This window comes from Bacillus sp. V33-4 (assembly GCF_002860225.1).
Taxonomy (GTDB): Bacteria; Bacillota; Bacilli; order Bacillales; family Cytobacillaceae; genus Bacillus_BJ; species Bacillus_BJ canaveralius.
This window is the reverse complement of sequence record NZ_PGVC01000079.1, coordinates 17,636-36,721: the sequence shown is the minus strand read 5'-3', so window position 1 is coordinate 36,721 and position 19,086 is coordinate 17,636. Positions and strand designations below refer to the sequence as shown.

The window sequence follows — 19,086 nt, the reverse complement described above, 5'->3', positions numbered from 1 at the left end:
CTGTTTTGTGGCAGAACGGAACCCTCAAAGCCGAGTTTTCATAGAACTTTTTACACTACCATTTTAAAAATAATAACAGTATTATTAGTAAGTTCACCATTGCATTCTTTCCGGTGAAAAAAGCTGGATTGATAGGCCTGATTGGAATCGTTTTATACTTTCTTACTGGCCGCCATTGTTGTCAGTAGAACAGCGACCAGAATAATTAACCCCTGAATAACCATCTGTGGGTAAGAGGCCACACCTGTCAAGTTTAATATATTGCGGATGATCTCGATTAAAAAGGCTCCCAAAACAGCATTTAAAGCAAAGCCCTTCCCTCCGATTAGTGACGCTCCCCCGACTACCACAGCTGCAATAGCATCAAGCTCATACCCCTGTCCATATAAGGCACTGCCGGTACTTAATCTAGCAGTTGTCATCAAGCCACCCAATCCTGCCAAAGCTCCACTAATCACATATGCGATAATAATGTCACGATTGATTGGTGCACCGGCCAACCGTGCAGCCTCAGAATTTCCGCCGACTGCATAGAGTCTTCTGCCAAATGTCGTCATTCTCAGCATGAAGATAGCAATTCCAAGTGTTAAAAAGAGAATGATGATTGGAGTGTAAATTCCACCAACAACCGTCTTGCCTGCCAAAATTGCCAAAAACGTGTTATCTTCAATCGTAACCAAGGAACCTACCTGAAAAATATAAGCTAGGCCTCGATAGATTGTTAACGTTGCAAGCGTCACAACAAAAGGAGTTATTTTGCCATAGGTTACGGCAAGCCCATTTCCTAATCCCGCAACTGCCATCAGTATCATAACCAAAATGATGGTTAAAACAGGGTTCATTCCCATTCCTAAAAACGACGCTGATAATACACTTGCAAGAGCCGCTACAGACCCAACCGAAAGATCAATACCCCCGGTTATGACAACCAGCAATTGCCCTAAAGCCAAGACTGCGATAACGGAATTTTGCAGAAGGATATTGCTCATATTGTCGAACGTTAAGAACTTATCTGATAAAAATGAACAAAAAACGACAAGTATACACAGAAAGATAAATAAGTAATTTTTTGTAAGTAATTTCAGAAAGGATAATTTTGCACCAAAGCCCTGCATATTTAACATCTCTTGGTTAGCTTTCAACCCACTCACCTCTTATAACATATATTGGATTACTTTTTCTTCGGAAGACTCTTCGTGCGAAACTTCTTTTACTATTTTCCCACCTGCCATAACTAGAACTCGATCACACATCAACACTTCAGGAAGCTCAGAAGAAATAACGATAACAGAACCTCCATCCTTTACAAATTCATTGATCAGGTGATAAATTTCGGCTTTTGCTCCCACATCAATTCCCCGTGTCGGTTCATCAAATATTAAGACCTTTGCATTCTTATATAACCAACGGGCAATGATCAACTTTTGTTGGTTGCCTCCACTTAAGGTTCCTGTTTCTTGGGATAAACCACTTACACGAACTTGAAGCTTTCTTATTAATCCTTTACCATCTTCCTGTTCTTTTCGCTTATTTACTACACCGAGTCTGGACAATTTGTCTAATCCGGAAATCGTCATGTTCTCCAATGCAGACATTCCTAAAATTAATCCCTGATGTTTTCTGTCTTCTGGTAATAAAGCGATTCCTTGTCTAATGGCGTCGCGGGGAGAGCCCACTGATAAACTCTTTCCATCCAACTGCATCTCTGCATTACATGGATCTGCTCCAAAAATAGCTCTTACTAATTCGGTCCTGCCACTCCCCACGAGACCTGCTATCCCAAGCACCTCACCTTTGTACAAATCAAAGCTAATATTTTGCAGTAAATTTGGTGTGCTTAAACCGTTAACTGATAACACCTTTGTTTCGTTGTCAGTTATCGATCCTAAGCGCATATTTGAAAGCTCGCGACCCACCATTAATTTAATTAATTCATCGCGGGTCAAATCTTTTGTATTTTTTGTTGCCACATGTTGACCGTCCTTTAAAACAGAGACACGATCGGAAATTCTGAAAACCTCTGGTAGTTTGTGAGATATGTAAACGATCCCCAAACCTTCACTCCGCAATTTATTTACTAACTCTATTAATCTTTCCACATCCTGCGGAGCTAATGGTGCAGTTGGTTCATCGAGAATAACAATTCTTGTCTTTCTATGGAGAGCCTTGGCAATTTCAACTATTTGTTGCTTGGCGATTCCCAGAGTGTCTACCACTGTATCTACGTCCAAATCGAAACCCATATTTTTTAAAACACGTTCAGCCTCGCACTTCATCTTCCTCCAATCCACAACCCCCTTGAATTTCTGAGGATAGTCCCCTATGAAAATATTTTCGGCGACTGTTAATTCAGGAACTAAACTTAACTCCTGGTGTATAATTGCGATTCCAAGTTTTTGAGCTACATCCGGTCTATTGATTTCAACTGACTTACCTTCAAAAAAAATCTCACCTTCATCTGGAGTATATATTCCAGATAAAATTTTCATCATGGTGGATTTTCCTGCTCCATTTTCTCCACAGAGTGCATGAATTTCCCCTGCTCGAATTGTAAAATTAACTTTACTAAGGGCTTTCACACCCGGAAAGTTCTTTCCTATCCCCCGCATTTCTAACATCACTTCTTGATTCATCTTGGTTCCCCTCCTGACTACCTTATTTATTTTTTTAAATTTATAAGGAGGAACTTTCTTTTCCTCTATCATTCGCCCCCTTCATCGCTTATGAGCGACTATTTATTGTCCAACGGCAGAAAGGATCTTGGAAATAGCAGTTTTTTTAAATGCGCTTTCAATCAAAACCAAAATGAGAGGTAAACATTAACCCAAACATCCATAGTCATATTTCTCAAGCTTTTTCAAACACTTACTTAATTAATTGTTTTAATTAACTATCTAAATTATAATGGGTACGTTTTTTACCCAGATGAAATATTTTGACCTTTTAGGTTCAACATTTTTGCTAAAAATATTAATATTTTGCACAAAGCACATGTAATTAAAATGCGAAATTGGTTTATTCTAACTGATTTAAATAAAAAATGCCGATTGAAGCGGAACCAGTTTTGGTCACACTTACATTCGGCGAAGAACGTAATCATTCAAAATCAATTTTCAGCTATTTATCAAATAACTTAACAAAGTCGCCCCTATATTCAGTGGGGGTTTTTCCTTCCATTCGTTTAAACGTGGTAGTGAAATAGCTTGCATTTGCGAACCCTGTATTATTGGCAATTACTTCAATCGGGAAAGAGGTCATTTTCAGCAGCCTTTTAACTTGATTTAATCTGTACTTTTTCAGGTACTCAATGAATGAAATCTTCATTTCAGCTTTAAATAAACGACTAAAATAACAGTCACTGAGATAAACATGATGAGCAACCTCATGCAGAGTGAGTTCATCTTGGTACTTGTTGTGAATAAATTCCAAAGCGTGTTTGACCGGTTGTTTTGCAGCATCAACTGATTCGCTTTCTTTGCTCGCATCAGTCGAATGTTGAAACAGATCTGGAATTTGAAGCCTATCGACGATACTGAGAAGCTTTACTTTGGAAAGAGGTTTGATCAGGTATCCAGAAAAACCTGCGTTGATCGAAGACTCAACCATTTCAAACATTGTTAGTTGTGAAAGGACAATGACAGAAACTTTTGGAGATATTTTTATAAATTCTTTACCGAGTTGAATTCCATCAACATCCGGCAGTGATAAATCCATAATGACCAAACTCGGCTTTTTTTGCTGAAAAATACTTAATGCAGATTTTCCAGAATCAGATTCGTAAATTGACAGATGGTTATATTGGCTTTCTTTAAAAATTAATTTAATTTCTTGCCGAATTATTTTCTCATAGTCCAATATCAACAACCCTGCCATGTACATCACCCCTTCAGGACTAGTTATCCCATGCGTTTAGGTAGAAAGTAGATGTAATTGATCTATTGTAGTTTTCATTGTCGGTATTTCTGTTAAAATTTTATATATTCTTGGTCGTTTATAACTGGATAAGTGGTTTTTACAGTAGTAGTCTAATTCCTGGACGGTAAGTGTTAAATCACTTGGAACGATATAGGCGATAATGATCTGCCCACAATGTTGATCCTGTTCTCCCACCAGAGCGTCAGCTACCTTAGGGTTATTAAGCAATACTTCTTCGATCTCGTCAGGAAACACCTTTTCCCCTTCAGAAATCACCATATTATCTACCCGGCCAACAATAAACAAGTGCTCATCTTCATCTATGTAACCAAGATCTCCGGTAAAAAACCAATTGTCCTGAATTGCGTTTTCTAACCAGTCCGGCTCTTTCCAATACCCACTAAAAGCCTCAATAGACTCAATATGGACGATAATTTCTCCCACTTCTCCTCTTTTAACTAAATCTTCTGGTGTAGAAAGATTAACCTTGCTGGGATGGACTACCCTAATCTTCTGATGAGTACCAGGTTTCCCAACGCAGCCTGTTCTGTCTTCAAGTACAGAACAAGTGGCAATTGTGAAAATTTCTGTGCACCCATAATAATTAATAAAAGACTCTGGTTTTAATAACTGGATGCAATTATTTATAAGATCCTCCGACATTCGCGCGCCACCATAGGAGATTTTCTTTAGTGAGGATAAATCGTAATCTTTGATGTTTGGGTCATTTAAGAGCTCGTAGTATTTAGTCGGATTCATAAATAAACAAGTGACTTTTTCTTTAGAAATTAAATTAAGTAAGTCCATGGAATCAAAAAATGGGGGTGGAATGATATATGTTCCATTTAAAAAAATCATCGCAAGAATCATTCGAATTCCCCTAATATGGCAAATCGGCATAACACCCAAGGTTGTCTCGAAAGGTTTATATCTATTTTGATTTATGAAGGTTATCGTCGATGAATATTCGTTTTTATGTGAGCGTGGGACCCCTTTCGGAACCCCGTTAGTTCCCGAGGTGTATAATATCATTGCTATTTCATGATCATCAGATGTTGTAGTCTCAAAATCAGCTGCTCCCCGCAGGATCAATTCCTGAAAGCTAATATCACCGCCCAATGGTGAAATGCTTACGAAAATGGGCCTGCTGCTCAATTTAATTTTGTCCATATAATCGAAGCTATCGTAATCGCAAAAAATAATTTTCGGCTCGATATCATTGATACAGTATTGAACTTCGTTTATTGATAGGTTGTAATTAAGCGGGACGAAAATCGCTCCTAATTTTTGAACGGCAAAAAAAATTAGAACAGATTCAACTTGGTTTTGAAGCAGAACCATTACACGTTCTCCTTTTCGGATCCCGAGCTTTTGCATGGAAGATGCAAGTTTGTTTACTTCTAAATTCAATCTTGAAAATTTATAATGGGATTCTCCTGCAATTAAAGCAATTTTATCCGGGTGCTTACTTATGGCGATATCGAGAACTGTACCTAGATTCAGTTTTATCAACCCCAATTTGTTAACTTTTTATAATAGAAGTAATTTATTCGACATTAATATGCGACTTATAGTAAGCGCTCCCAAATTAAAATGCAGTGTGAAATGTCACAGGGCAGATAAATACCTTTTCGGAAAGTAGCTACTCATATTCAAATAGAAAAACAGCCAGGAAAAGGAATCTTCCTTCTCCTGGCTGTCTTTGTTCAGATATTATGAAGCTTGCTCAATTGGCTCCATTTCTTCCATTGGGTTGAATTGACCTTCCCATTTAGAAATGACAATTGCCGCAAGAGAGTTTCCTACCACGTTTACAGCTGTTCGTCCCATATCGAGAATTCGGTCGATTCCGGCGATAAATGCTAAACCTTCAACAGGTAAGCCAACAGTTCCTAATGTGGCTAACAGAACGACGAATGATACTCCCGGAACGCCGGCAATTCCTTTCGAAGTTACCATCAGGACAAGCATTAACGAAATCTGCTCGCCGATACTCATATCGATTCCATACATTTGGGCGATAAAGATGGCAGCAAGTGCTTGATACAGCGTTGAACCATCGAGATTAAAGGAGTAGCCAGTCGGAATTACGAAAGAAGTAATATGCTTCGGACATCCGGCTTTCTCCATTTTATCCATAATCCTTGGCAATACCGTTTCTGAGCTTGCCGTCGAGAAAGCCAATATTAACTCGTCTTTCAATATTTTAATCAATTTAAAGATACTGAATCCTGCCAGTTTCGCAACTACTCCCAAAACTACTATCACAAAGAAAATCATCGTTCCAAATACAGTAAGCACCAATTTCCCAAGCGGGATTAGCGATGTAATCCCAAACTTTGAAACAGTTACCCCTATGAGTGCGAAAACACCAAACGGAGCGAATCTCATGATTTGATTTGTTGCATAAAACATGGCGTCCGCAGTTCCCTGGAAGAAGGCAATCACCGGTTTTCCCTTTTCACCGATTGCAGAAATCCCCAGACCGAATATAAGCGCAAAGAAAATGATAGCAAGCATGTCACCCTCTGCAATGGCCGCAATTGGATTGGTTGGTACAATTTCTACCAATGTATTTACAAGCGATTTAGTTTCCTGAGTTTCAGCTGTGTCGACATAACTGGCAATATCGGTTTTATCGAGCTGGCTCATATTTACACCAGCACCAGGCTGGAATATATTTGCTGCAGCAATCCCCACAATGATCGCGATGGTCGTGATGATTTCAAAATATAATATTGTTTTACCGCCAATTTTACCCAGTTGTTTAATATCGCCTACACCTGCTACGGCAACAATGATACTTGCGATCACAATAGGCACGACAATCATTTTAATTAAACGGAGAAATATGTCTCCAATAGGCGTTAAATACGACGCAATTTCCGGACTTCCGTAAAACAAAGCCCCTACAATAATTCCGAGAATTAAGCCGATAAAAATTTGGCCGGCTAAACTAATCTTTTTCATCTAACATCCTCACCTTCTGTAATTTTCTATGCTGTAAAAGCAATAATCTCGGTGAGGGAAACACGATGGCTGCCCTGCTTCTACAAAAAAAAACACAGTTGGGAGTGTCTTTTTTAACAGAAACAATTTTCATGCTGTTCCCTCTAAGACGCTGACGAGGTTAGCTGTCGGGTTAGGACTTGGAAACAAAATGCCCTTTCACTCATGAATTCACCCCAAGCGGCAAAGCCGCTGAATTGGTTCCCCCGTTCTTCAATTAAGATTAAGCGTAAATAATATTAAAATAATATCTTAAAATTATTAAAATGTAAATATATTGCCCTTAACTTGTTTTTGGTAGATATCTCATCTCAAGAAAACACTGAAAATTCACACAAAATTATAGTATAAAGAAATGATCATTTATTTAGAGAAGTATTTCCATTTATTATTATGGAATAACGTTGTGTGGTTCCTATGATCTACCTGATATTCCTATCAAAACAAAAAAAGGCATCCCTATTTAATAGGAACACCATTCAGAGCAGTTGAAAGTATTTTTTCTATTTCATCTGATGGCAGAGGTCTGCTATAAAAATAGCCTTGGCCAATTTTGCAGTCATTTTGTTCCAAAAAGGCGACTTGTTCTTGATTCTCAATACCTTCGGCAATGACTGTGAAATTCAGATTATGTCCCATATCAATCATTGTTTTGACCATTGCTCCCTGATTGCTATGATTGATAATATCATCTACGAAAGACTTATCGATTTTAATGCCATCGATAGGGAGATGCTTTAAATAGCTCAAGGAAGAATAACCTGTTCCAAAATCATCAATAGATATTTTTATGCCCAGATCTTTTAATTGGTTCAGGATGTTTTCAGACCTGTCGATATTCTGCATAATGCTTTCGGTAATTTCAAGTTCCAGGTAGCGGGGATCCAGCCCGGTTTCATTTAGGACTTTCTTGACTAATTCGACAAAGTCATCGTCTTGAAGCTGGCGGACTGAAATATTCACGGCGATCGGAATTGCTTTATAGCCTTGCTGTTGCCACATTTTGTTCTGTTCACAGGCCTTTCTTAAAACCCATTTTCCGAACGGAACGATAAGCCCTGTCTCTTCAGCGAGCGGGATAAATTCGTCTGGGGAAATAAAGCCATGATCTGAATGCTGCCAGCGAATAAGCGATTCTACGCCGACAATTTTCCCCGTTTTTAATTCTACCTGTGGCTGATAATAAAGCACTAATTGTTCCTGTTCCAGAGCTTTTCTTAAACCATTCTCCAATTCCAGCTTTCGGGAGGAAAGCAAATGCAGTTGGTCAGTATAAAATTGAAAATTATTTTTCCCGCGTTCTTTTGCCAGGTACATGGCCGTATCAGCGTTTTTGAGCAATGTTTCCTCATCTTCTCCATCAACTGGATAGATGCTGATTCCGATACTGGTTGTAACAAAAATCTCTTGAGAATTAATTTCGAATGAATGAGAAAATTCGTCGAGCATCCGCTGAGCAACATTCACGGCTTTTTCCTTATCTGTATCTTCCAATAAAATAATAAACTCATCCCCGCCCTGGCGTGAAACCACTCCATCATTTTGAACAGCCAACCCGAGACGTTTCGCTACGAGTTTTAATAAAAGATCTCCAACCGCATGTCCCTTTGTATCGTTAATGATCTTAAACCGATCCAAATCCAGAAATAAAACCGCCAGCATTTGGTTTTTTCGTTCATTTAACACTTCATTTAAATGTTTCTTGAACATATTGCGGTTTGGCAAGCCTGTTAAGCCGTCATAATAAGCCATATATTGGATTGTTTTTTCTGCTTGCTTGCGCTGGGAAATATCCCTGCCGACGATCTGTTTTGCCGTTCGTCCTTCATAAAAAATCGGCATCGCTGTTATCTCAACATCAATTCTCTTGTCATCAAGACGGCGTGCTTGAAATTCAAACGTCATTTTTTCATCAAAATTTTCATCAAGGGTCAGCTCACGATGTTTAATTTGCTCAAGAATCGCAGGAGCAACAAGCTTCCAGATCGGCTGGCCAATTAATTCCTGCTGACTCGCAGCGCCAAACAGCTTGCTGCCCGCTTCATTGATATAATCTATTTGCCCCCTGCTATAGACGGCAATGATATCCGGCGACATTTCTACTAAACTTCGATAGCGATCTTCACTTTCTTTACGGTCGGTAATATCAAACAAGACGCTATTAAAATCTGATAAATTCCCATTTTCATCAACCGTTGGTATACCCCGATCCTGAATCCAGCGCACTTCACCATCAGAGCGTATAATCCGGTATACATTCGTGATTGGTTCCCCACGCAGAAAGCTCTGTTCTCTTTCGGCTAATATGTTTACATCCTCCGGGTGTATAACTCTTTTCCAGAGGGTATGATCCTGATAAAACTCGTCTAACGAATATCCGTATAATTTTTCAATCCCTGGAGTGATCAATAAAATGTCGGATTTTAAATCGTGTGACCATATGGCAACATCCAATGTATCGAAGATATTATTTAATCTCTGTCTATTTTTCTGCAATTCTTCCGCTGTCTCATCTGTTTCCTTGAACATGAAAGAAATCATTATTACGATTACTGAAATAATGGCCAAATCAATTATGTACTCCGAGACACCATTGGATACAAATAGAAGTGCACCTATTTCATGTAGAATTACAGCTAAAATGAAAAATCCCACAGCAATCATCACTCTATGTTTATGTAAATTCCCCATACTTTTCTTCCCCTTTGAAGTGATAGTAGACTATGAAGATTCATCGGTATTTCTCCGACTGTTTTTTAAACATATCAAAAAAGTAGATACACGACAATGCAGTATTTTCGGAAGGGGGAAAATATTTTCTTATAGCTCGTCATTCGGTTTTGGCGCTCATTACAACGGTTAGTAAACGACCTCCCTTTTCCGGAAAAGGGAGGCCATTATACTTTTCCATATTCATCTGCCGCTTCGCACAAAAAGCAATTTATACAGCTGAATGACGACTAAAGGCATTAACGATAAACCATATATGGAGAGAAGCTGCGCCCTGTTCAAAACAGCTACTTCAAATACATCCATAAGCGGTTCGAGCAATAGCACGAGATGCAATAATATGATGCCAAGGATGACAGCGTACCAGATGTATTTATTTGAAAATAATCCGATTTTAAAAATCGATTCCTTTGCTCTGGCGTTAAAGCTATGAAGTAATCTTGACAGGCATAAAGTGGCGAAAGCCATTGTACTGGCAATTGCAGTATCCCCGGTTGATAACCCGATATGAAAGGCAATAAGGGTTGCTGCCGCGATCAGGAGACCTTCAATGGTGACCCTTATGGCAAAAGCTTTGTTTAGCAACGGTGTACGTATGTCCCTTGGTTTTTCTTTCATCAGTTTTTCATTGTGCGGCTCCAACCCGATCGCGATCGCCGGCAGGCTATCCGTCAGCAAGTTGATGAATAAAAGGTGAACCGGGGCAAAAGGTACGGGCAATGCACCCAATGATGCGTACAGAACCGAAAGAATTGCTCCAGTATTCCCTGACAGCAGGAACCTGATCGCATTCTTAATGTTTTCATATATGCTTCGCCCGTTGGAAATCGCTTTGACGATCGTCGAGAAGTTATCGTCTGTTAAAACCATTGATGAAGCATCTTTCGCAACCTCTGTCCCGGTGATTCCCATCGCAATTCCGACATCTGCCTGCTTTAAGGCCGGCGCGTCATTTACTCCATCACCCGTCATCGCTACGACGTTCCCTTTTTCCTGCCATGCCCTGACAATCCTGATTTTGTGCTCCGGAGATACTCTTGCATAAACAGATATATTTTCAACCTTGTTCCTCAGTTCTTCATCAGTTAATTTTTCAATTTCAATGCCCTCTATGGCCTCAGATTCATTCCGTAATATTCCGATTTGCCTGGCAATCACACTTGCTGTGATGCGATGATCCCCTGTGATCATGACGGGCTTGATGCCTGCTTCAATACAGTTCTTCACTGCCTCTGCCGACTCTTCCCTTGGCGGATCCATCATCGCTGTCAGGCCTACAAAAATGTAGTTTGTTTCATCTTCAAAGCTGATATCCGGGTCTTTGACGCCTTTATATGTAAACGCAAGAACCCTTAATCCATTACTTGAAAAATCCCTGTTTACTCTTTCAATTTCCCGCTTATGCTCTTCAGTAAGCTCTGTTACACCCTCTGCGGTTTCGATCTTGACTGTTCTTGTAAGCAGTACATCCAGTGCACCTTTTGTAATCATCACGGATTCACCGTTGAATTTATTGACAGTGCTCATCAGCTTTCGATCAGCATCAAACGGGATTTCACCGATTCTTGGATAATCTTCTCTAATGGCCAGTTCATCCAACCCGTATTTTTCTCCAAAATTAACGAGGGCGATTTCTGTCGGGTCCCCCATTTCCTTTTTTTCCTCGGTAATCGAATCATTGCAGAGAAGAGCCATTAACAAAAGCTTTTTTTCTAAAGGCCGGTCCAGATTCAGTTCATTTTGATCCAGCACCTGATTGTTGACAAACACCTTTTGGACAGTCATTTTGTTTTGGGTCAAAGTCCCTGTCTTATCTGAGCATATAACAGAAATGCTTCCGAGACTTTCAACAGCGTAAAGTCGCCTAATAATCGCATTTTCCCTGGCCATTCTCTGCGTACCAAACGCAAGCACGATTGTTACGATTGAGCTTAACGCTTCAGGAATCGCGGCTACAGCAAGGGAGACGGCAAACATAAATGAGTCAACAATCTCACGACCCCTAAACAAATCAAGACCAAAGATAATGATTGCAATGATAATGATGACTATGGCAAGCTTTTTTCCGAAATCATCCAAGTTCTCCTGGAGAGGAGTTTTCTTTTCCCTTGCGGTACCGAGGAGACCAGCGATTTTCCCTATTTCCGTATTCATCCCGATTCCAGTTACTAAAACAACTGCTCTTCCGTAAGTGACGAAGCTGCCTGAAAACACCATATTTTTTCTATCACCAATCGGTACGTCATCTTCATCAATCGCTTCGACAGACTTTAACGCACTGACCGATTCACCTGTAAGAGAGCTTTCATTTACCTGTAAGCTATGAGATTCAAGGATCCGTCCATCTGCACTAACATAGTCACCGGCGTCCAAAAAAAGAATGTCTCCAACGACTATTTCCCTTGAGGGAATCTCGGTTCTATGCCCTTTCCTTAAAACTTTGGCTGTTGGTGAAGCAAGAGCCTTTAAGCTTCTTAGTGATTGTTCCGCTTTAATATGCTGGACTGTACCCAGTATGGCATTAATGATAACGACGATCAGGATGACAATCGTACTTTCAAACTTCCCTAAAAAAGCAGAAATAACGGCCGCAACAAGTAGAATAATGACAAGAAAATCTTTAAACTGTTCGAAAAATACTTGGACAGCGCTTTTTCGTCTCGCTTCAGCCAGCTCATTAAAACCGTACTGCTCACGCCTTTTTTGAACATCTTCCGTATTTAAACCTTGCTCAGTAACATCTAAATCTCTCATCACTTCTTCTGTTGATTTCCTGTAAAAATCACTCATTTCGTATCTCCTCCAGACAAGCAGAAAGCTCTGAATCAGGTTTTTTTTCAAAAATTATGTAAATGTATTGAAAAAAGCAGGGTATCTATTAAAAATGATGCTTTGCTAATTGTTCCCTAAAACATGGATTCTAATATACGGTTTGCTGAAATCAAAAGCCGATTCTTCCCTCGCTCAGAACTTATGAATACAAAAATGCAAGCAAAATAGACAGAGAGCCTGGTCCCATCTCTCTGTCTCAATGTTTTTCCGCAAATATTAAGGTGCCAAGTATGTGCGCATGACTTGCTCTGCGCATTGCTCGAGAAGTTCGGCTGCGCGTTCGATCGCTTCTTGAAGCGTCATTGGAGCGTTCACAATACTATGCACACTATGGATCCCATGTTCGTACAAAGTCTCAATTCCCTTTCCAATCGAACCAGAAAGCACAAAGACAGGAATTCCATGTTTCTTTGCTTCCTCCGCAACTCCCATTGGTGTTTTACCTGAAGCAGTCTGAAAGTCAATTTGTCCTTCTCCCGTAAAGACACACACGGCCCCGGTTAATTTTTCCGCAAGCTTTGTATAATCAATGACGATATCTATTCCCCTTTTTGTTATCGCCGGGAAAAACGCTTGAAAGGCCCCACCGATGCCTCCGGCTGCACCTGCACCAGGTTTATCATGCAAACGAATTCCGGTCTTATCTTCAACTAAATCAGCCCAATGCTGCAAATTAGCATCGAGAATTTCCAGCATTTCAGCTGTTGCCCCTTTTTGCGGTCCAAACACATAGGTCGCTCCATTAGCGCCGATTAACGGGTTTTGCACATCTGTGGCAATCAAAAATTGCGCATCGGCAATGCGCGGGTCAAAGTGCTGATCGTCAATTTCGACGAGCCGGGATAGCTCACCACCACCAAAACCAATTTCAGTACCGCTAGAGTCCAGCAATCTCATTCCGAGAGCCTGCAGCATCCCAGCCCCGCCATCGTTGGTAGCGCTTCCGCCAATAGCCAGAATAAATTTGCGGCATCCATCATCGAGTGCTTGTTTAATCAACTCCCCTGTTCCAAACGTCGTTGCAGCCATGGGATTGCGTTGTTCGGAACTGATCAGGCACAATCCTGAAGCACTCGCCATTTCAATGACGCAAGTCTCTTGATGTCCGAGAATTCCGTACGCAGCTTTCACCTCTTCACCCAACGGGCCCTTTACAATAACATCTACCTTTCGTCCGTTGGTAGCTGCCACTAAACTGTCCATTGTTCCTTCTCCACCATCGGCTGCCGGTACTAAAACCGTCTCAACGTCCGGCATTGCTTTTTTAACTCCTTTTTCAATTGCCAGTGCTGCTTCAAGTGCTGTTAAAGATCCTTTGAAAGAGTCGGGCGCAATAACCACCTTCATGCAATCTCCCACCTTGTCTATACGAGTTATATTTTTATTATAGTTTGCAGAAAGTTTCAATTCATCGGTTCATATCAACAAAAAACATTATAGAATTTGCGAATTTTTTGTCTATAATAAATAATAAACCGTTTATGATAAGGATGAACTAATATGTTAACCCAGGAGATGGCGAAAGAAATTGTTGAACAAACAATGATCCGCTTAAATCGGAATATTAATATTATGGATGAGACTGGAACGATTATTGCCTCAGGCAATCCAAACCGCATTAATCAAATTCACTTTGGAGCATTAGAAGTGCTGCGGAGCGGTCAACCTTTAATTATAAATGACAGCAATTTACACGAATGGAACGGGGCGCATCCCGGAATTAATCTGCCAATCCAATTTCAGAACCTTATTATTGGTGTAATTGGGATAACTGGAGATAGTAATGAGGTCAGGGAGTTTGGCGAGCTGGTGAAAATGATCACTGAAATGATGATTCATCAGTCGTTTATTGCCGCGCAACTGGAGTGGAGACAGCGTTTAAAAGAACAGGTATTTGAGGACTTGTTGAAGGATAGAGATAATATCGACACCATTAAACAAAGGCTCAATTTGCTTGGGATAGACATAGAAGCTCCCTATCAAGTCGGGTTGGTGGAACTGGGAATCAACCAGTTAAAAAATACAGAAATTATCCAGATATTCGAGGATACTTTTGTTGAAAAACAAGCACTCATTGGATTTTCAAACGCTAACCGTGTATTTATTTTAACTTCAAACATGCCAGAAACAAGGTTCATGCAAAAATTAGCGGCAGCTTCAAAGCAACTGAATTCTAAAAATATTTCTGTACGTATTGGAATTGGTTCAATTGCAAGCGATCAAACATGCATCCGCCATTCCTATCAAGAATCCCTTAATGCTCTATTACTGGGAAGCAACGAACAAATGATCACGACATATGCAGAAATTGAAATGAAGGCTCTCCTCGTTCACCTCGATGAACGGGCGAAGCGGCAATTTTCAAGCCGTGTTCTCGGCAATTTATCAGAAAAACTGATCGAAACGATCGAGCACTTTTTCGCAGCCAATCTTAATATTGGAGAATGCGCCACGAAGATGTACATTCATCGGAACTCGCTCGTTTACAGGATCAAGAAAATCAAGGAGCTTACAGGTTATAACCCGCAATTAGTAAGCGATGCGATTACATTGCAGCTTGCTGTTTGGATTGATCGAATGTCTGAAAAACAAGATTAAAGCTGTGTTTTGTTTATAAAAGTCTGTCTACACATACAAATTTTTTACAATTTCTTAACACTGGGTCAAGAAAATCATGTACTTTCTTTAATAAAATGAATATAAGCAAACTTTATTTGCCAGGGGGATAAGGATGAATATTACGATAGCAGGAGTGGGTTATGTTGGTTTGGTGACAGGTGTCTGTTTAGCTGAATTGGGCCATCAAGTCACATGTATAGATATTGAGGAAGAGAAGATTGCTATGCTCCAAGCCGGACGTTCTCCGATTTATGAGCCAGGGCTGGAAACCCTTCTGGAACAAAATCTGGGCTGCGGACGACTACAGTTCACAACGGATCCGCATTGTGCGTATGAAAAAGCTGACATCGTTTTTATTGCAGTTGGGACACCAGAACGACCGGATGGCACTGCAAATCTGGAGTACATCCAGGTGGCAGCTAAAACAATTGCTCAGTATATTACGAATGATATTATTGTCTGTACGAAAAGCACTGTTCCTGTTGGAACGAATGATCAAATCAAACAGATCATCGAGAGCATAAAGCCGCCTTATCTCCAGGTTGAAGTCGTCTCAAATCCTGAGTTTCTTCGAGAAGGCTCAGCGATCCTCGATTTCTTCCATGGAGACCGCATCGTCATTGGCACTGATCGTCCGGAAGCAGCAGCTGTTTTGGAACAAATTTATCTTCCTTTGAAAACCCCTATTATAAAAACAGATGTGAAGAGTGCGGAAATGATAAAGTACGCTTCCAATGCGTTTTTGGCTACGAAAATTAGCTTTATCAATGAAATTGCTGCAATTTGTGAAAAAGTTGGTGCAAATATCGATGAGGTCGCATACGGAATCGGTAAAGACCAGCGGATTGGTCACAATTTTCTGCAAGCAGGTATTGGATATGGCGGCTCCTGTTTTCCGAAGGATACGAAAGCCCTTGTTCAGATCGCCGGTAATGTTCAGCACCCATTTGAGTTGCTGAAATCCGTGATCGAAGTAAACAATCGCCAAATATCGCTGCCAGTAGTTCGAGCCAAGGAAATATTGGGAAGCTTAAAAGGGAAAAAGGTGTCATTGCTCGGTCTGGCGTTTAAGCCGGATACTGATGATGTCCGTGAAGCAGCCTCCTTAACGATTGTGAAGGAATTACTTGAAGAGGGTGCGATTGTGACAGCTTTTGATCCGATTGCAATACCAAATGCACAGGAAGTACTGGGAAATTCGATTGAGTATACGACGGATATTCGCCAGGCCCTGGTCGATGCAGAGGCTGCCATTATTACAACAGAGTGGGAACAAATCAAGCATGCTCCTTTAGAAATATATGAATCGTATATGAAGGAACCGGTAATCATTGATGGCAGAAATTGTTATTCCCTGAAAGAGGTTGAAAAGTACCCGATTACTTATATATCGGTCGGGAGACCAGCTGTTACACCAAAATACACGAAAAATAACAGTATTTGATGATTTTCTATCAATAGGGGGTTGGATGATGAGTCTATTACGTGCCTGTTATGACTTTGAATGTCGAATATTTCAAGAAGTAAATCGCTATTTTGACAACAAGTATTTAAATCTATTTTTCCGGACAATTACACAGATTGGCGGTGCTGCTTTTACGATTGGAACGGTGCTGATCATGATAATCTTTTCGACGAGCCAAACGAGAATAACTGCGATTGTCAGTGCGCTCGCCTTATTATTCAGTCATATACCTGTCAGTATTGTTAAGAAGCTTTATCCCAGGAAAAGGCCTTATTTAATGTTGGAAAAAACAAAGTTCCCTGCTAATCCGTTAGAAGACCATTCTTTTCCGTCCGGACATACAACAGCAATATTTTCGGTGATTATGCCGTTTGTGATTCATATACCTGTACTGGCATTCATCCTCATTCCGTTAGGTCTTTGCGTTGGCATCTCGAGAATTTATTTAGGACTTCATTATCCTTCGGATGTCATTTCCGGGATGATCCTCGGCTCATCGGTTGCAGGCTTTTGCTATGATTTATCAGGTATTTATGGAGGTTGGTCGATATGAAAATTGCCATTTTCACAGATACCTATGATCCCGATATTAATGGGGTTGCCCGGACGCTTAAGCGTTTTACCAACTATTTAAGTGATCAAAATATAACCTTTAAAATCTTTGCGCCCAAAACTCAAACCGGTGAATATGTCTCCGACCATATTCATCGTTTTAAGAGTCTCCCGTTTTTCATCTATCCCGAATGCCGTCTAGCCTTTCCAAATCTTCTGCATCTAAAGTCGGAATTAGAGCATTTCTCTCCGGATCTAATCCATGTAGCAACCCCTTTTAACATTGGCCTTTGTGGTATCTATTATGCAAAAAAATTAAATATACCACTAGTAGGCTCTTATCATACTAATTTCGATTACTACTTACAGTTCTACAACCTCGAATTTCTCTCCGCAATTGTTTGGAAATATATGAATTGGTTTCATCGGCCATTTAAAAAACTTTTCGTTCCGTCCCCTGAAACATTAAACCAGCTCAAACGCCACGGCTTCACAAATCTCGAAATTTGGGGAAGAGGTGTCGATTGCCAGCTTTTTCATCCCCATTATGATAAATTGAAAGTCCGCAAGAATTATGGAATCAAAAGAAAGTACCTTCTTACCTATGTTGGCAGGTTGGCACCCGAGAAAGATTTGCAAACACTGCTGGCAACGGCACACATATTGCCAGCCCAAATAAGTGGGCAAATTCAATGGCTGATTATCGGAGATGGTCCTTTACGTGAAGACCTTGAAAGTGAAGCGCCAGATAACATGCTCTTTACTGGATATTTAAAAGGACAGGATTTAGCTGAAGTTTATTCTGCCTCAGACCTATTTGTTTTCCCGTCTCCTACTGAAACATTTGGCAACGTCGTCCTTGAAGCTTTAGCGAGTGGAACACCTGTGGTTGGTGCCGATTCAGGCGGGGTAAAGAACATCATTCAAGAAGGGGTTACAGGGAATTTATGTACACCGGGTAACGCGCAGGAATTTGCAAACGCGATTACTCAGCTTATCAAAAATGATAGTTTGAGAACTCAAATGGGGTTTGAAGGAAGAAAATACGCTCTCACACAAAGCTGGGATACAATATTTGAACATTTACTTTGGTCTTATTCTACAGTTATTCGCGAAATCAACGAACAAAAATATGCATGATTCATTTTCGTCAAAGGAACAGGAGCAAAACCTGTTCCTTTATTGAACTTGTTGATCTCTGTTTACACATTTATATCCTTTTATAAAAACATACATAGAAAAGAGCGTGAAGGGGGTCCTTCACGCTCTTTTTTGAATGATTATTTTTTGGAGCTATAAGCTTCTTTGATTTTGTTCCAATGAAGTTTACTAGTGTTTTTAACCATATAATCTGCTCTATAAAGACCGGTACCTACGCCAACAGCAAACATTTCACTAGCTTTGATAGAGTCGACTCCTGCTTCAGCATCCTCAATGCCTATTGAATGTTGTGGTCTGGCACCAAGTTGTTCACATGCTGTTAAAAAAATTTCCGGGTCTGGTTTCGATTTGTTTATTTTTGCAGCATCCACACAATAGTCAAATACATCTTCCAGATCCAGCGCTTTTAAGACAGTAGGGGCATTTTTCGAAACAGAGGCAAGCCCAATCGGAACTCCTTCTGCTTTTATATTCGAAATCAACTCAACAATTCCCGGTAAAACATCCTCCCGTGTCAATTCTTTTAAATAAACACAGTAATTAAGATTTTTCTTTTCTGCCAACTCTTCTTTTTCCGATAAAGTGAAATCATTCTGCCGATTGACCTCTTGTAAAATTAATTCAAGCGAGTCCATCCGGCTGATCCCTTTTAGTTTCTCGTTAAAAATTTCATCTATCCTGATTCCCAGTTCTTCCGCTAGTTTCTTCCAGGCTAGAAAATGATAATGTGCTGTATCCGTAATCACCCCATCCAGGTCGAATACAACGGCATCCAGAATTGTTTTACTCACGCCTTAGTCTCC

At 40.2% G+C, this 19,086-nt stretch carries 13 protein-coding genes and 1 riboswitch; of the genes, 4 read left to right on the top strand and 9 right to left on the bottom strand.

Annotated elements, in window-relative coordinates; translation table 11 throughout:
* Nucleotides 1-152: 152 nt before the first annotated feature.
* The 8 genes from CVD23_RS21235 to CVD23_RS21200 form a co-directional block, all read right to left on the bottom strand.
* The gene (locus CVD23_RS21235; protein ID WP_101667093.1) at nucleotides 153-1,142 is read right to left on the bottom strand and encodes an ABC transporter permease; all 990 of its coding nucleotides are present in this window, start codon (nucleotides 1,140-1,142) and stop codon (nucleotides 153-155) included.
* 12 nt (nucleotides 1,143-1,154) lie between these two features.
* A complete protein-coding gene (locus tag CVD23_RS21230) occupies nucleotides 1,155-2,633 on the bottom strand; it encodes a sugar ABC transporter ATP-binding protein (RefSeq protein WP_101667092.1) in 1,479 nt (492 codons plus the stop codon).
* Nucleotides 2,634-3,117: 484 nt separating this feature from the next.
* Nucleotides 3,118-3,873, bottom strand: a complete 756-nt coding sequence (locus CVD23_RS21225; RefSeq protein ID WP_180955756.1) for a helix-turn-helix domain-containing protein — start codon at nucleotides 3,871-3,873, stop codon at nucleotides 3,118-3,120.
* A 36-nt stretch (nucleotides 3,874-3,909) separates the two neighbouring features.
* Entirely contained in the window at nucleotides 3,910-5,427 is a 1,518-nt protein-coding gene (locus CVD23_RS21220) for a class I adenylate-forming enzyme family protein (RefSeq protein ID WP_180955755.1), read from the bottom strand.
* Nucleotides 5,428-5,628: 201 nt separating this feature from the next.
* Nucleotides 5,629-6,885, bottom strand: coding sequence for a cation:dicarboxylate symporter family transporter (locus CVD23_RS21215; protein ID WP_101667089.1), 1,257 nt, complete (start codon nucleotides 6,883-6,885; stop codon nucleotides 5,629-5,631).
* Nucleotides 6,886-7,019: 134 nt separating this feature from the next.
* Nucleotides 7,020-7,164, bottom strand: a riboswitch (cyclic di-AMP (ydaO/yuaA leader).
* Nucleotides 7,165-7,383: 219 nt separating this feature from the next.
* A complete protein-coding gene (locus CVD23_RS21210; protein WP_101667088.1) occupies nucleotides 7,384-9,615 on the bottom strand; it encodes a putative bifunctional diguanylate cyclase/phosphodiesterase in 2,232 nt (743 codons plus the stop codon).
* Between the two features lie 222 nt (nucleotides 9,616-9,837).
* Entirely contained in the window at nucleotides 9,838-12,444 is a 2,607-nt protein-coding gene (locus tag CVD23_RS21205; protein WP_101667087.1) for a cation-translocating P-type ATPase, read from the bottom strand.
* Nucleotides 12,445-12,702: 258 nt separating this feature from the next.
* On the bottom strand, nucleotides 12,703-13,833 hold the full coding sequence (locus tag CVD23_RS21200) for a glycerate kinase (protein ID WP_101667086.1): 1,131 nt from the start codon (nucleotides 13,831-13,833) through the stop codon (nucleotides 12,703-12,705).
* A 153-nt stretch (nucleotides 13,834-13,986) separates the two neighbouring features.
* Here CVD23_RS21200 and CVD23_RS21195 point away from each other — a divergent pair, with 153 nt between their 5' ends.
* The 4 genes from CVD23_RS21195 (at nucleotide 13,987) to CVD23_RS21180 (ending at nucleotide 18,262) form a co-directional block, all read left to right on the top strand.
* Nucleotides 13,987-15,084, top strand: a complete 1,098-nt coding sequence (locus tag CVD23_RS21195; protein WP_101667085.1) for a CdaR family transcriptional regulator — start codon at nucleotides 13,987-13,989, stop codon at nucleotides 15,082-15,084.
* Nucleotides 15,085-15,217: 133 nt separating this feature from the next.
* Complete coding sequence (locus tag CVD23_RS21190; RefSeq protein WP_101667084.1) at nucleotides 15,218-16,549, top strand: UDP-glucose dehydrogenase family protein; 1,332 nt, start codon at nucleotides 15,218-15,220, stop codon at nucleotides 16,547-16,549.
* A 25-nt stretch (nucleotides 16,550-16,574) separates the two neighbouring features.
* On the top strand, nucleotides 16,575-17,123 hold the full coding sequence (locus CVD23_RS21185; RefSeq protein WP_101667083.1) for a phosphatase PAP2 family protein: 549 nt from the start codon (nucleotides 16,575-16,577) through the stop codon (nucleotides 17,121-17,123).
* Nucleotides 17,120-18,262, top strand: a complete 1,143-nt coding sequence (locus tag CVD23_RS21180; protein ID WP_101667082.1) for a glycosyltransferase family 4 protein — start codon at nucleotides 17,120-17,122, stop codon at nucleotides 18,260-18,262. Before CVD23_RS21185 ends, CVD23_RS21180 begins: the two co-directional genes overlap by 4 nt.
* 140 nt (nucleotides 18,263-18,402) lie before the next feature.
* On the opposite strand, the gene pgmB is transcribed toward CVD23_RS21180, so the two are convergent.
* Nucleotides 18,403-19,074: a beta-phosphoglucomutase gene (pgmB, locus tag CVD23_RS21175; protein WP_257988620.1), complete on the bottom strand. Its 672-nt coding sequence runs from the start codon at nucleotides 19,072-19,074 to the stop codon at nucleotides 18,403-18,405.
* Nucleotides 19,075-19,086: the final 12 nt, after the last annotated feature.

Excerpts from the sequence above, each read along its gene's own strand:
- CVD23_RS21230 (WP_101667092.1), bottom strand. The coding sequence starts at position 2,633 with ATGAATCAAGAAGTGATGTTAGAAATGCGGGGGATAGGAAAGAACTTT.
- CVD23_RS21225 (WP_180955756.1), bottom strand. The coding sequence starts at position 3,873 with ATGGCAGGGTTGTTGATATTGGACTATGAGAAAATAATTCGGCAAGAA.
- CVD23_RS21215 (WP_101667089.1), bottom strand. The coding sequence starts at position 6,885 with ATGAAAAAGATTAGTTTAGCCGGCCAAATTTTTATCGGCTTAATTCTC.
- CVD23_RS21210 (WP_101667088.1), bottom strand. The coding sequence starts at position 9,615 with ATGGGGAATTTACATAAACATAGAGTGATGATTGCTGTGGGATTTTTC.
- CVD23_RS21205 (WP_101667087.1), bottom strand. The coding sequence starts at position 12,444 with ATGAGTGATTTTTACAGGAAATCAACAGAAGAAGTGATGAGAGATTTA.
- CVD23_RS21200 (WP_101667086.1), bottom strand. The coding sequence starts at position 13,833 with ATGAAGGTGGTTATTGCGCCCGACTCTTTCAAAGGATCTTTAACAGCA.
- CVD23_RS21195 (WP_101667085.1), top strand. The coding sequence starts at position 13,987 with ATGTTAACCCAGGAGATGGCGAAAGAAATTGTTGAACAAACAATGATC.
- CVD23_RS21190 (WP_101667084.1), top strand. The coding sequence starts at position 15,218 with ATGAATATTACGATAGCAGGAGTGGGTTATGTTGGTTTGGTGACAGGT.
- CVD23_RS21185 (WP_101667083.1), top strand. The coding sequence starts at position 16,575 with ATGATGAGTCTATTACGTGCCTGTTATGACTTTGAATGTCGAATATTT.
- CVD23_RS21180 (WP_101667082.1), top strand. The coding sequence starts at position 17,120 with ATGAAAATTGCCATTTTCACAGATACCTATGATCCCGATATTAATGGG.